Raw genomic sequence first — 13,778 nt, forward strand, 5'->3', positions numbered from 1 at the left:
ACCGACCCGTCGCCGCCCACGTGCGGCGGCGGGTCAGTCCGTCGCGTCGCTGATGCCCAGCCGCAGGTGTTCCACGTGGTAGACGGCCTGGTCGAGCAGCTCGGCGACATGGTGGTCGTGCAGCGCGTACACCACCGACCGGCCTTGGCGCTCACCCACCACGAGGCCCAGGTTGCGCAGCAGCCGCAGCTGGTGCGAGCAGGCCGACTGCTCCATTCCGACCTCCGCCGCCAACTCGGTGGCGGGCAGCGGGCCTTCGCGCAGCCGGGCCAGGATCAGGAGCCGGGAGGGTGTGGACAGGGCCTGGAGCGTGGTGGCGACCTTGGCGACGTTGTCCGCGTCCAGACGCACGCGTGCGGCGGCGTCCTGCGCTGTGGTGGCGGCTCCGTGACCCATGCGCTCATCCTACTCACCACGGATGAACACATGAATGAGTCTTCATTTGTTCCTGTATGGTGTGCCGCGTGTCCACCACACTCGCCCCCGCTCCCGTCCCCGCACCCGCCCGGACGGCGCCCCGCCGCCGTACCCGCGTCCTCGCCCTGCCCGAGGCCCGCTGGGCGATGGCCGCCCTGCTCGCGTTCCTGTCGGCGCTCTCCCTCGACCTCGGCGGCGCCCCCGTCTGGGCGTACGGCCCGCTGTACGCCGTCGCCTACGCCGCCGGCGGCTGGGAGCCCGCTCTGGAGGGCCTGCGCGCGCTGCGCGAGAAGACCCTGGACGTCGACCTGCTGATGATCGTCGCGGCGCTGGGCGCGGCGTCCATCGGCCAGGTCCTCGACGGCGCCCTGCTGATCGTCATCTTCGCCGCCTCCGGCGCGCTGGAGGCCCTGGCCACCGCCCGCACCGCCGACTCCGTACGCGGCCTGCTCGACCTCGCGCCCACCACCGCGACCCGCCTCACCGGGGACCGCGAGGAGACCGTCCCGACCGCCGGCCTCGCCGTCGGCGACGTGCTCCTGGTCCGGCCGGGGGAGCGGATCGGCGCCGACGGCTCGGTCCTCGACGGCGCCGGCGAGGTCGACCAGGCGACCATCACCGGCGAGTCCCTCCCGGTCCTCAAGCGTCCCGGCGACGACGTCTTCGCCGGCACCCTCAACGGCACCGGCGCCCTGCGCGTCCGCGTCGGGCGCGACCCCGCCGACTCGGTGATCGCCCGGATCGTCACCCTCGTCGAGGAGGCGTCCCGCACCAAGGCCCCGACGCAGCTGTTCATCGAGAAGATCGAGCAGCGGTACGCGGTCGGCATGGTGGCCGCCACCCTCGCCGTCTTCGGCGTCCCGCTCGCCTTCGGCGCCGGCCTCACCGACGCCCTGCCGCGCGCCATGACCTTCATGATCGTCGCCTCGCCCTGCGCGGTCGTCCTCGCGACCATGCCGCCCCTGCTCTCCGCCATCGCCAACGCCGGCCGGCATGGCGTCCTGGTGAAGTCGGCGGTCGCCATGGAACGCCTCGGCGAGATCGACACCGCCGCCCTCGACAAGACCGGCACCCTCACCGAGGGCACCCCGGAGGTGACCGCCGTACGGCCGCTGCCCGGCTCCGGCCTCGACGAGAACGCCCTCCTCGCACTCGCCGCCGCGGCCGAGCACCCGAGCGAGCACCCGCTGGCCCGCGCGATCGTGGCCGCCGCCCGCACCCGCGGCCTGCGCATCGCGCCCGCGGAGGACTTCACGGCCACCCCGGGCCGCGGGGTGACGGCGGTGGTCGACGGCCACGAGGTACGGGTCGGCCGCGCCGAGACCCCCGAGGGCGCCGACACGACCGTCCAGGTCAGCCGCGACGGCACCCCCGTCGGCACCCTCGCCCTCACCGACCGCCTCCGCGTCGACGCCGCCCCGGCCGCCGCCGCGCTCACCGCCCTCACCGGCACCGCCCCCGCCCTCCTCACCGGCGACAACGCGGCCGCCGCCACCCGTGTGGCCACCGCTACCGGCATCACCGACGTCCGCGCGGAGCTGCTGCCCGAGGGCAAGGTCGAGGCGGTACGGGAACTGGAACGGTCCGGCCGCAGGGTGCTCTTCGTCGGTGACGGCGTCAACGACGCCCCCGCGCTCGCCGCCGCGCACGCCGGCGTCGCCATGGGCCGCGCCGGCTCCGACCTGGCCCTGGAGACGGCCGACGCGGTCGTGGTGCGCGACGAGCTGGCGGCCGTGCCCGCCGTCGTACGCCTCTCCCGGCGCGCGCGCAGGCTGGTGCTGCAGAACCTGGTCATCGCCGGCGTGTTCATCACCGTCCTCGTCCTGTGGGACCTGATCGGACACCTGCCACTGCCGATCGGCGTCGCGGGGCACGAGGGATCGACCGTGCTGGTCGGCCTCAACGGACTGCGGCTGCTGCGCGAGTCGGCGTGGCGAGCGGAGTGACGACGCGGAGGACCGGGACGACGAGGACCGGGACGACGAGGACCGTCGGAAGGTCGAGGGCGATCCGGCGAAGCCCAGGAAGAGTGACGTCCATGTCGGAATTCCGCCAGCCCCGGCCCGGTCGGTGGACCATCCTGGGCGCATGCAGACGGGAATGCACACCGACACGGAGCGCTGCGTGCGCGCCGTCCAGTCGAAGGACGCGCGGTTCGACGGCTGGTTCTTCACGGCGGTCCTGACGACCCGCATCTACTGCCGGCCCAGCTGCCCGGTGGTGCCGCCCAAAGCCGAGAACATGACCTTCTACCCGAGCGCGGCGGGCTGCCAGCAGGCCGGGTTCCGGGCGTGCAAGCGCTGCCGCCCGGACACCAGCCCCGGCTCCCCGGAGTGGAACCAGCGCGCCGACCTCACCGCCCGCGCCATGCGGCTGATCACCGACGGCGTCGTGGACCGCGAGGGCGTGCCCGGCCTCGCCGCCCGGCTCGGCTACAGCACCCGGCAGGTCGAACGCCAGCTCCTCGCCGAGGTGGGCGCGGGCCCGCTCGCGCTCGCCCGCGCGCAGCGCGCCCAGACCGCCCGCCTGCTCATCGAGACGACCACGCTGCCGATGGCGGACCTCGCCTTCGCGGCCGGCTTCTCCTCCATCCGCACCTTCAACGACACGGTCCGCGAGGTCTTCGCTCTCTCCCCGAGCGAGCTGCGCGCCCGCGCACCGAAGAGCCGCGTCGTCGGCACCACCCCGGGCACCCTGTCCCTCCGCCTCCCCTTCCGCGCCCCGCTCAACCCCGACAACCTCTTCGGCCACCTCGCCGCCACCGCCGTACCCGGCGTGGAGGAGTGGAGGGACGGCGCGTACCGCCGCACCCTGCGCCTCCCGTACGGTCACGGCATCGTGGCCCTCACCCCGGCCCTCGACCACATCGCCTGCCGCCTCACCCTGAGCGACCTGCGCGACCTGACCGTCGCCATCAGCCGCTGCCGCCGCCTCCTCGACCTGGACGCCGACCCGGCGGCCGTCGACGACCAGCTGCGCACCGACCCGCTGCTCGCGCCGCTGGTCGACAAGGCACCCGGCCGACGCGTCCCGCGCACGGTCGACGAGGCGGAGTTCGCCGTACGCGCCGTACTCGGCCAGCAGGTCTCCACCGCCGCCGCCCGCACCCACGCCGCCCGCCTGGTCACGGCACACGGCGACACGGTCGACGACCCCGAGGGCGGCCTCACCCACCTCTTCCCGACGGCGACCGCGCTGGCCTCGGTGGACCCGGAGACCCTGGCGATGCCCCGCACCCGCCGCACGACCTTCACCACCCTCGTGTCCCACCTGGCCGACGGCTCGCTCAACCTCGGCGTCGAGTGCGACTGGGCCGAGACCCGCGCCCGGCTCCTCGCCCTCCCCGGCTTCGGCCCCTGGACCGCCGACGTCATCGCCATGCGCGCCCTCGGCGACCCCGACGCCTTCCTCCCCACCGACCTCGGCATCCGCCGCGCCGCCGGGGAACTGGGCCTGCCCTCGACCCCGGCGGCGCTCACCGCCCGCGCGGCGGCGTGGCGGCCCTGGCGCGCGTACGCCGTCCAGTACCTGTGGGCGACCGACAGCCACCCGATCAACTTCCTGCCCGTGTGAGGAAAAACCCCGTGGGATCCCTGAAACAGCACACCGTGATCGACAGCCCCTACGGCGCGCTCACCCTCGTCGCCGAGGACGGCGTCCTGTGCGGCCTCTACATGACCGACCAGCGCCACCGCCCACCGGAGGAGAGCTTCGGAGCGGCCGACGACGGGCCGTTCGCAGAGGCGGAAGACCAACTGACGGCGTACTTCGCCGGCGAACTGAAGGACTTCACCATCGCCCTGCGCCTGAACGGAACGCCGTTCCAGCGCACCGTCTGGGACCAACTGCGCCGCATCCCGTACGGCGAGACCCGCACCTACGGAGAACTCGCCGACGCCCTCGGAAACCCGGCCGCCTCCCGTGCCGTGGGCCTCGCCAACGGCCGCAACCCGGTCGGCATCATCGTCCCCTGCCACCGGGTCATCGGCGCGAGCGGCGGCCTCACCGGCTACGGCGGCGGCCTGGAGCGCAAGCAGCGCCTGCTGGACTTCGAACGGGGGACGGCGGGACCCCAGCCGCTGTTCTGACCCGTCCGGCTCAGCCCAACCCGCGCAGCAGCTCGGGCAGGGCTGAGCCGATCGGCTCCCGGACCACCTCGTCGGCCAGGTCGTCGTAGGGGGTCGGCTCGGCGTTCACGACGACCAGGCGGGCCCCGTGGTCGGCGGCCACACCGGCCAGTCCGGCGGCGGGCTGCACCTGGAGGCTGGTGCCGACGGCGATGAACACCTGGCACGCCTTGCTGATGGCGACCGCCTCGCCGAGGACCACCGGGTCGAGGCTCTCGCCGAACATGACGGTCGCCGACTTCAGGATGCCGCCGCACTCCCGGCACGGCGGGTCGTCCTCACCGGCCTCGACCCGGGCGAGCGCCTCCTCCATCGGACCCCGGGCACCGCAGCTGGTGCACACGTAACCGCGCGCGGTGCCGTGCAGTTCGAGGACCTTGCGGGCGGTCAGTCCGGCGAGCTGGTGCAGACCGTCCACGTTCTGCGTGATCACCCGGACCGGCACCCCGGACCGCTCCAGCTCGGCCACCGCGCGGTGCGCCGCGTTCGGCTCGGCCCCCAGTGCCTGGTTGTCGCGCCGCATCCGCCAGGAGCGGCGCCGGATCTCCGGATCGCCCATGTAGTACTCGTACGTGACGAGCTTCTCGGCCTCCGGATCGCGCCGCCACAGCCCGTTCGGCCCGCGGTAGTCGGGGATGCCGGAGTCGGTCGAGACACCGGCACCGCTCAGGATGGCGACGAGGGGCTTGCTGGTCATGCGGTCGAGGGTAGGGCGCCGGTGTGCGGGCGGCGAACGGTTATCGGTCGACCCGGACGCCGTTCTCCAGCTCGGCCGTCCCGGACCCCTCCGCCAGCACGTCCAGCGCCGCCAGCACCCGGCCGTGCAGGGAGCCGCGCAGGTGGTCGCCCAGTTCCTCGCGCGGCACCAGCCGCCAGGACAGCAACTCCTCCTCTTGCAACCGGATCGCCTTGAAGTCGTCCTCGGACAGGACCCCGCCGTCGTACAGGTACGCCACGATCGGCGGCCGGCCCGTCCCGCTCGCCCAGTCCACCGCGAGCAGCCGGCCGAGCCGCAGGTCCAGCCCGATCTCCTCGACGGTCTCCCGCCACGCGCCCTGCCGCGGGGTCTCCCCGTCGTTCGACTCGATCGTGCCTCCGGGCAGAGTCCACCCCTCGCGGTAGTTGGGCTCGACGAGCAGCACCCGTCCCTCGGCGTCCCGGAGGACCGCGGCGGCACCGGCGAGGACGCGGGGGAGACCGGCGATGTAGGTGGCGTAGTCAGGAGTGGTCATTCCGGAAGCGTAACGAGCCCGCGGCCGGACACGGCGGGAGAACCGGGCCGGACACGGCGGGAGAACCGGGCCGGACACGGCGGGAGAACCGGGCCGGACGCGGCGGGAGAACCGGGGCCGCCGTGCCGGCCCGGGCCACCCGGCTTCCGCGCCGGCGCCCACCGGCTGGCCGGGCGGCCGTGGGTCCACCCTGCGGGCAGGGGCATGACGGCGTGGCCGTCCTGCGGTTAAGGTCGCAGCGGCGCGACTGCCTTGACGTGCGCAAGGCTCGGAGAGCAAGGGGAGAGCAAGGTGGCTGACGCTGCAGTGGACGGGACCCGCCGGGTACTCGTCGCCGCGGACAAGTTCAAGGGGACGCTGACGGCCGTCGAGGTCGCCGAGCGGGTGACGGCCGGACTGCGCCGCGTCGTGCCGGGCCTGCGCGTCGAGGCCCTGCCCGTGGCCGACGGCGGCGACGGCACCGTCGCCGCCGCGGTGGCGGCCGGGTTCGAACGCCGGGAGGTACGGGTCACCGGGCCCCTCGGCGACGAGGTGACGGCGGCGTACGCGCTGCGCGAGGGCACCGCGGTCGTGGAGATGGCCGAGGCCAGTGGCCTGCAGCGGCTGCCCGACGGCGTACTCGCACCACTCACCGCTTCCACGTACGGCTCCGGTGAGCTGCTGCGGGCCGCGCTGGACGCGGGCGCGCGGACGATCGTGTTCGGGGTCGGCGGCAGCGCGACCACCGACGGCGGCGCCGGGATGCTGTCCGCGCTGGGCGCGCGGTTCCTCGGCCGGGACGGGGAGCCGGTCGCGCCGGGCGGAGGCGGCCTCGCCGGCCTGGCCTCGGCCGACCTCGTGGGCATCGATCCGCGGTTGTCCGGCGTCGAGCTGGTCCTCGCGAGCGACGTCGACAATCCACTGACCGGGCCGAAGGGCGCCCCGGCGGTCTACGGCCCGCAGAAGGGTGCCTCCCCGCAGGACGTGGAGGCGCTGGACGCGGCCCTCACACACTTCGCGACGGTGCTGGAGAAGACGGAGACCGTGGGAGCACGGGCCGCCGAGTACGCCGCCTCGCCGGGCGCCGGCGCCGCGGGCGGCATCGGCTTCGGCGCGATGCTGCTCGGAGCGCGGTTCAGGCCGGGCATCGAGGTGATGCTGGACGTGCTCGGCTTCGCGCCGGCGCTGGAGCGGGCGGACCTGGTGATCACGGGGGAGGGCTCGCTGGACGAGCAGACCCTGCACGGGAAGGCCCCGGCGGGCGTCGCCGCGGCGGGGCGGGCCGCGGGCAAGGAGGTCGTCGCGGTGTGCGGGCGGCTCGCGCTGCCGGCCGAGGCGCTGGGGCGGGCCGGGATCCGGCGGGCGTATCCGCTGACGGATGTCGAGCCGGACGTGGCGAAGTGCGTCGCCGAGGCCGGCCCGATCCTGGAGCGGGTCGCGGAGCGCATCGCGCGGGACTTCCTGGCCTAGGAGCCTGTCCCGACCGAGTCGGGTCGGTGGGTGGGCACAGGCCCGGGGCGGGGTCTGGGGGCGGAGCCTTCGGCCAGGCCCGGCGCCGGGCGCGGACGAACGAAAGGGCCCCGGACCCGACCCGGGTCCGGGGCCCACTCGGCGGAGCGCGTCACGGCAACTGTGCCGCCCGCGCCTCCCGCCGGTTGTCACGGAAGTTGTTCACCCGCCGAGCCGTGGCGAACAGCGGAATCACCGCGCCCATCACCAGCTGCAGCGCGCATCCCGTCTGCAGCAGCAGCTGCCCGCTCGGCGCGTCGAAGGCCCAGCCGGCCAGCAGCCCCATCGACAGCACGATCCACGCGAGCATCGCCACCGCCAGGCGCCCCCGCGGCTTCGGGTACTCGACCCGGCTCACCATCAGCCAGGCCGTGCCGATGATCGCCAGCAGCGTCGCCACGAAGGGCAGCTCCAGCAGCACGATCGAGACCACCGTCAGCGCTCCGAACGGCGACGGCATGCCCTGGAACGTGCCGTCCTTGACGGTGACGCAGGAGAACCGCGCAAGCCGCAGCACCACCGCCAGCAGCACCACGATCGCCCCCACCGCCGCCACCCGCTGGTACGCGTCGTGCGCGACCATGCCGTAGACGAGGACGAAGTACGCCGGGGCCAGCCCGAAGCTGATCAGGTCGGAGAGGTTGTCCAGTTCCGCGCCCATCGGCGAGCTGCGCAGCTTGCGCGCCACCAGGCCGTCGCACAGGTCGAAGATCGCCGCGCACAGCATCAGGATGACCGCGGTGGCCGCGCTCTGCCGGGCCATGCCCGACTCGTCGCCGCCCATGAGGTGCGGGATGAGGATGCCCGTGGTGGTGAAGTACACCGCCATGAAGCCGCACGTGGCGTTGCCCAGGGTGAGCGTGTCGGCTATCGACAGGCGGAGCGAGAGGGGCATCTCCTCCTCGTCGTCCATCTCGTCGGCCTCCGGTACCCATCCGGCCTGGGTCTGTGGATCAATCACGGTCAATTCGAGTCACCCCTGCCACCGTCTTCTGACCCACCTCGACCGCGACCTCCACACCCTCCGGCAGGTACAGGTCGACGCGGGAGCCGAAGCGGATCAGGCCGATCCGGTCGCCCTGCTCGACCTTCGTGCCCTGCGGCAGGTACGGGACGATGCGGCGGGCCACCGCGCCGGCGATCTGGATCATCTCGATGTCGCCGAGCTCGGTGTCGAAGTGCCACACCACCCGCTCGTTGTTCTCGCTCTCCTTGTTGAAGGCGGGAACGAAGCCACCGGGGACGTGCTCGACCGACGTCACCTCGCCGGCCAGCGGGGCCCGGTTCACGTGGACGTTGAGCGGGCTCATGAAGATCGCGACGCGGGTACGGCCGTCCTTCCACGGCATGATGCTCTGCACCACGCCGTCGGCGGGCGAGATGACCCGGCCCTGGGTGATCTCGCGCTCGGGGTCGCGGAAGAACCACAGCATCCCCGCCGCGAGTGCGGTGGCGGGGACGGCGACGGCCTTGGCGGCGCCGGAACGACGGGCACGGAGAAGGCTGACGGCTGCGGTGGCGACGGTCGGCAGAAGCCACGGCGATGCTCCGCGCGCGAGGCGTACGCCGGCCAGGCTGTCGCGAGATGCAGAGGTTTGGCTGTGGGGCATGGATGACCTTCGTAGCGGATGATGCCGCGCTTCGACGGGGGACGGCGGCTTTCCGGCGATCGTAGCGGCTCCACGCCGCAACTGGGTAAGCCAGGAAGCTGAGTCGGCGGCCGAACAGTGCCTACGGGGTGTGACCTTCTTCTCCAAGAAAACACCCCGTATCCGGACATCTAACCCTGGAATCGATACTCTTCGAGCAGTCGACGGCCGATGATCATTTTCTGGATCTCGGCGGTGCCTTCACCGATGAGCAGCATCGGGGCCTCGCGGTAGAGGCGCTCGATCTCGTACTCCTTGGAGAAGCCGTACCCGCCGTGGATCCGGAAGGCGTCCTCCACGACCTCTTTGCAGTACTCGGAGGCAAGGTACTTGGCCATACCCGCTTCCAGGTCGTTTCGTTCGCCCGAGTCCTTTTTGCGTGCAGCGTTCACCATCATCGCATGCGCCGCCTCAACCTTGGTAGCCATCTCCGCCAGCTTGAACTGAATGGCCTGGTGCTGGGCGATCTGCTTGCCGAAAGTGTGACGCTGCTGGGCGTACCGGACTCCGAGCTCGAAGGCACGCTGAGCGACGCCGCAACCACGTGCCGCCACGTTGACGCGGCCGACCTCGACGCCGTCCATCATTTGGTAAAAACCTCGGCCGGTGACGCCGCCGAGTACCCGATTGGCCGGAATGCGCAGGCCGTCCATGATGAGCTCGGTCGTGTCGACGCCCTTGTAGCCCATCTTGTCGATCTTGCCGGGGATGGTCAGTCCGGGCCGGACCTCGCCGAAGCCGGGCTCCTTCTCCACCAGGAAGGTCGTCATGGACCTGTGCGGCGCCGTGCCGTCGGGGTGACCCTCGTCACTCTTCACCAGAACGGCCACCAGCGACGACGTGCCGCCGTTCGTCAGCCACATCTTCTGGCCGTTCAGCACGTACTCCTCGCCGTCCTTCACCGCCTTCGAGGAGATGGCGGAGACGTCCGAGCCCAGCGCCGGCTCCGACATGGAGAAGGCGCCCCGGACGTCACCGGCGGCCATGCGGGGCAGGAAGTGGTCCTTCTGCTCCCGCGTGCCGTGCTGCTTGAGCATGTACGCCACGATGAAGTGCGTGTTGATGATGCCGGACACCGACATCCAGCCGCGGGCGATCTCCTCCACGCACAGGGCGTAGGTCAGGAGCGACTCGCCCAGGCCCCCGTACTCCTCCGGGATCATCAGGCCGAACAGGCCCAGTTCCCTGAGCCCGTCCACGATGTCCTGCGGGTACTCGTCGCGGTGCTCCAGTTCCGTGGCGACCGGGATGATCTCCTTGTCCACGAAGTCCCGGACGGTGGACAGGATCTCCCGCTGGATGTCCGTCAGACCGGCGGTCTGGGCGAGTCGCGCCATTACTGCTTCCCCTGTTCCCTCGGTTCGGGGCGGCCCGGCTGTTCGCCGCCGCGCTCCTTGGTGTACGTCTCGGTGGGCACCATCACCTTGCGGCGGAAGACGCACACGAGCGTGCCGTCCTGCTTGTAGCCCTTGGTCTCGACGTGGACGATGCCCCGGTCGTCCTTCGACTTGGACGGCCACTTGTCGAGCACGGTCGTCTCGCCGTAGAGGGTGTCGCCGTGGAAGGTCGGCGCCACGTGCCGGAGCGACTCGATCTCCAGGTTGGCGATCGCCTTGCCGGAGACGTCCGGGACGGACATGCCGAGGAGCAGGGAGTAGATGTAGTTCCCGACCACCACGTTCTTGCCGAAGTCGGTCGTCTTCTCGGCGTAGTTGGCGTCCATGTGGAGCGGGTGGTGGTTCATGGTGAGGAGGCAGAACAGGTGGTCGTCGTACTCCGTGACCGTCTTGCCCGGCCAGTGCTTGTACGTCGCCCCGACCTCGAACTCCTCGTAGGTGCGTCCGAACTGCATCGCGCTCAGCCCTCCGGGATCTCGAACTCGCTGGTGCGCGTCATGCCGGCGGCGCGTCCCTTGCCCGCCACGACCAGCGCCATCTTGCGGCTGGCCTCGTCGATCATCTCGTCGCCGAGCATCGCGGAGCCCTTCTTGCCGCCCGCCTCGGACGTGCAGTACTCGTACGCGTCCAGGATCAGCTCGGCGTGGTCGTAGTCCTCCTGGGAGGGGGAGAAGACCTCGTTGGCGGCCTCGACCTGGCCCGGGTGCAGCACCCACTTGCCGTCGAAGCCGAGGGCGGCGGCGCGGCCGGCGACCTCGCGGAAGCCGTCCACGTTCTTGATCTGGAGGTAGGGGCCGTCGATCGCCTGGAGGTCGTTGGCGCGGGCGGCCATGAGGATCTTCATCAGGATGTAGTGGTAGGCGTCCGCCGGGTAGCCGGGCGGCTGCTCGCCCACGACCAGCGACTTCATGTTGATGGACGCCATGAAGTCGGCCGGGCCGAAGATGATGGTCTCGACGCGCGGGGAGGCCTGCGCGATCTCGTTGACGTTGTTCAGGCCCCGCGCGTTCTCGATCTGCGCCTCGATGCCGATACGGCCGACCTCGAAGCCCATCGTCTTCTCGATCTGGGTGAGGAGCAGGTCGAGGGCCACCACCTGCTGGGCGTCCTGAACCTTGGGCAGCATGATGCAGTCGAGGTTCGGGCCGGCGCCCTCGACGACCGTCACGACGTCGCGGTACGTCCACTCGGTCGTCCAGTCGTTGACGCGCACGACGCGGGTCTTGCCGGTCCAGTCGCCCTCGTTGAGGAACTTGACGATGGTGTGCCGTGCCTCCGGCTTGGCGAGCGGCGCGCAGGCGTCCTCCAGGTCGAGGAAGACCTGGTCGGCCGGGAGGCCCTGGGCCTTCTCCAGGAAGCGGGGGTTGCTTCCGGGCACCGCCAGGCAGGAACGCCGGGGGCGCAGGCGGTTGACCTGGGGAGCTGGGCTGGTCATGCGGGGACCTCCAGGGGGTCGAGCTTGTTCGCTTTGCGGATCTCGTCGACGATGCGGCCGATGATTCCGGTGATGTCGAAGTCCTTCGGTGTGAAGACCGCGGCCACTCCGGCGGCCCGCAGTTCTTCGGCGTCTCCGTTCGGGATGATGCCACCGGCGATCACCGGAATGTCTGTGGCACCGGCCACACGGAGCCGTTCGAGCACGTCGGGCACCAGCTGGGCGTGCGAGCCGGACAGGATGGACAGGCCGACCGCGTGCACGTCCTCGGCGAGGGCGGCGTCCACGATCTGCTCCGGGGTGAGCCGGATGCCCTGGTAGACCACCTCGAACCCGGCGTCGCGGGCCCGCACGGCGATCTGCTCCGCGCCGTTGGAGTGGCCGTCCAGGCCGGGCTTGCCGACCAGGAAGCGCAGCTTGCCGACGCCGAGGTCCTTGGCGGTCAGGTCCACCCTGCGGCGGACCTCGCCGAGCGCCGAGCCCTCCTCGGCGGCGATCGCCACCGGCGCCGACGAGACCCCGGTCGGGGCGCGGAACTCGCCGAACACCTCGCGCAGCGCCCCGGCCCACTCGCCGGTCGTGACACCGGCGCGGGCACACTCCAGGGTGGCCTCCATGAGGTTGTCGGTGCCCTTGGCGGCCTCCTTCAGCTTCTCCAGGGCCTTGCAGGGGCGCGGGTGGTTGAAGGGCGGCTGGTAGCGGGTGTCCCGCCAGTGCCGGAGCGAGGCGACGACACGGGCCTCCACCGCCGGGTCGACCGTCTGGATGGCGGTGTCCAGGTCGGCGGTGAGCGGGTTCGGCTCGGTGCCCTCGAAGGCGTTGACACCGATGATCTTCTCCTGGCCCGACTCGATCCGGGCCCGCCGCTCGGCGTGCGAGGCGACCAGCTGCGACTTGAGGTAGCCGGACTCGACGGCCGCCATCGCGCCGCCCATCTCCTGGATGCGCTCGATCTCGGCGAGCGACTCCTCGACCAGTTCGTCCACCTTCGCCTCGACCACCTTCGAGCCCTCGAAGAGGTCGCCGTACTCCAGCAGGTCGCTCTCGTACGCCAGCACCTGCTGGATGCGCAGCGACCACTGCTGGTCCCAGGGGCGGGGCAGGCCCAGCGCCTCGTTCCAGGCCGGCAGCTGCACGGCGCGCGCGCGTGCGTCCTTGGAGAGGGTGACGGCCAGCATCTCCAGCACGATCCGCTGGACGTTGTTCTCGGGCTGGGCCTCCGTCAGGCCCAGGGAGTTGACCTGGACGCCGTAGCGGAAGCGGCGGTGCTTGGGGTCCTCGATGCCGTACCGCTCCCGCGTGACGCGGTCCCAGATCCGCCCGAAGGCCCGCATCTTGCACATCTCCTCGACGAAGCGGACGCCCGCGTTCACGAAGAAGGAGATGCGGCCGACGACGTCGCCCATGCGCTCCCGCGGCACCTGGCCGCTGTCGCGCACGGCGTCGAGCACGGCGATCGCGGTGGACATCGCGTAGGCGATCTCCTGGACCGGTGTGGCGCCCGCCTCCTGCAGGTGGTAGCTGCAGATGTTGATCGGGTTCCACCTCGGGAGGTGGGAGACCGTGTACGCGATCATGTCCGTCGTCAGGCGGAGCGAGGGCCCCGGCGGGAAGACGTGCGTCCCCCGGGACAGGTACTCCTTGACGATGTCGTTCTGGGTCGTGCCGCTGAGCTCGGTGACGTCCGCGCCCTGCTCCTCGGCGACGACCTGGTAGAGCGCCAGCAGCCACATGGCCGTGGCGTTGATGGTCATCGAGGTGTTCATCTGCTCCAGGGGGATGTCCTGGAACAGCCGGCGCATGTCACCGAGGTGCGCGACCGGCACCCCGACCCGGCCCACCTCGCCGCGGGCGAGGATGTGGTCGGAGTCGTAGCCGGTCTGGGTCGGCAGGTCGAACGCGACCGACAGACCCGTCTGGCCCTTGGCGAGGTTGCGCCGGTACAGCTCGTTGGACGCCTCGGCCGTGGAGTGGCCGGCGTAGGTCCGCATCAACCACGGCCGGTCCTTCTGACGATCGGTCATACGGCGCTC

The 13,778-nt window shown here is 71.7% G+C and carries 13 protein-coding genes; 4 read left to right on the top strand and 9 right to left on the bottom strand.

Annotated features, from left to right (window positions below):
- Positions 1-33: 33 nt before the first annotated feature.
- Entirely contained in the window at positions 34-396 is a 363-nt protein-coding gene (locus QC283_RS11320) for an ArsR/SmtB family transcription factor (RefSeq protein ID WP_279561298.1), read from the bottom strand.
- 56 nt (positions 397-452) lie between these two features.
- Here QC283_RS11320 and QC283_RS11325 point away from each other — a divergent pair, with 56 nt between their 5' ends.
- From QC283_RS11325 to QC283_RS11335, 3 genes are all read left to right on the top strand, one after another.
- Entirely contained in the window at positions 453-2,363 is a 1,911-nt protein-coding gene (locus QC283_RS11325; protein WP_279561299.1) for a heavy metal translocating P-type ATPase, read from the top strand.
- Positions 2,364-2,517: 154 nt separating this feature from the next.
- Entirely contained in the window at positions 2,518-3,990 is a 1,473-nt protein-coding gene (locus QC283_RS11330; protein ID WP_279561476.1) for an AlkA N-terminal domain-containing protein, read from the top strand.
- A 20-nt stretch (positions 3,991-4,010) separates the two neighbouring features.
- Complete coding sequence (locus tag QC283_RS11335) at positions 4,011-4,505, top strand: methylated-DNA--[protein]-cysteine S-methyltransferase (protein ID WP_279561477.1); 495 nt, start codon at positions 4,011-4,013, stop codon at positions 4,503-4,505.
- A gap of 10 nt (positions 4,506-4,515) precedes the next feature.
- On the opposite strand, the gene QC283_RS11340 is transcribed toward QC283_RS11335, so the two are convergent.
- Positions 4,516-5,241, bottom strand: coding sequence for an SIR2 family NAD-dependent protein deacylase (locus QC283_RS11340; RefSeq protein ID WP_279561300.1), 726 nt, complete (start codon positions 5,239-5,241; stop codon positions 4,516-4,518).
- Between the two features lie 40 nt (positions 5,242-5,281).
- Positions 5,282-5,776 (bottom strand): NUDIX hydrolase, encoded by a 495-nt coding sequence (locus QC283_RS11345; protein WP_279561301.1) that lies wholly within the window; start codon positions 5,774-5,776, stop codon positions 5,282-5,284.
- 306 nt (positions 5,777-6,082) lie between these two features.
- On the opposite strand from QC283_RS11345, the gene QC283_RS11350 reads away from it, so the two are divergent.
- Positions 6,083-7,225: a glycerate kinase gene (locus tag QC283_RS11350; RefSeq protein ID WP_279561478.1), complete on the top strand. Its 1,143-nt coding sequence runs from the start codon at positions 6,083-6,085 to the stop codon at positions 7,223-7,225.
- A gap of 151 nt (positions 7,226-7,376) precedes the next feature.
- Here QC283_RS11350 and pssA read toward each other — a convergent pair whose 3' ends face one another.
- From pssA to QC283_RS11380, 6 genes are all read right to left on the bottom strand, one after another.
- Positions 7,377-8,177 carry a CDP-diacylglycerol--serine O-phosphatidyltransferase gene (pssA, locus tag QC283_RS11355; protein WP_279561479.1) on the bottom strand — a complete coding sequence of 267 codons (801 nt, stop codon included), beginning with the start codon at positions 8,175-8,177 and terminating at the stop codon, positions 7,377-7,379.
- A gap of 40 nt (positions 8,178-8,217) precedes the next feature.
- Positions 8,218-8,874 (bottom strand): phosphatidylserine decarboxylase, encoded by a 657-nt coding sequence (locus QC283_RS11360; protein ID WP_279561302.1) that lies wholly within the window; start codon positions 8,872-8,874, stop codon positions 8,218-8,220.
- A gap of 170 nt (positions 8,875-9,044) precedes the next feature.
- Positions 9,045-10,250: an acyl-CoA dehydrogenase family protein gene (locus QC283_RS11365; protein WP_279561303.1), complete on the bottom strand. Its 1,206-nt coding sequence runs from the start codon at positions 10,248-10,250 to the stop codon at positions 9,045-9,047.
- Positions 10,250-10,765, bottom strand: coding sequence for a MaoC family dehydratase (locus QC283_RS11370; RefSeq protein ID WP_279561304.1), 516 nt, complete (start codon positions 10,763-10,765; stop codon positions 10,250-10,252). Before QC283_RS11370 ends, QC283_RS11365 begins: the two co-directional genes overlap by 1 nt.
- 5 nt (positions 10,766-10,770) lie before the next feature.
- Entirely contained in the window at positions 10,771-11,745 is a 975-nt protein-coding gene (locus tag QC283_RS11375) for an HpcH/HpaI aldolase/citrate lyase family protein (protein WP_279561305.1), read from the bottom strand.
- Positions 11,742-13,769 carry a protein meaA gene (locus tag QC283_RS11380; protein ID WP_279561306.1) on the bottom strand — a complete coding sequence of 676 codons (2,028 nt, stop codon included), beginning with the start codon at positions 13,767-13,769 and terminating at the stop codon, positions 11,742-11,744. The genes QC283_RS11375 and QC283_RS11380 overlap by 4 nt, the downstream gene beginning before the upstream one ends.
- Positions 13,770-13,778 lie beyond the last annotated feature (9 nt).

The organism is Streptomyces sp. DH41, from assembly GCF_029813785.1.
GTDB lineage: Bacteria > Actinomycetota > Actinomycetes > Streptomycetales > Streptomycetaceae > Streptomyces.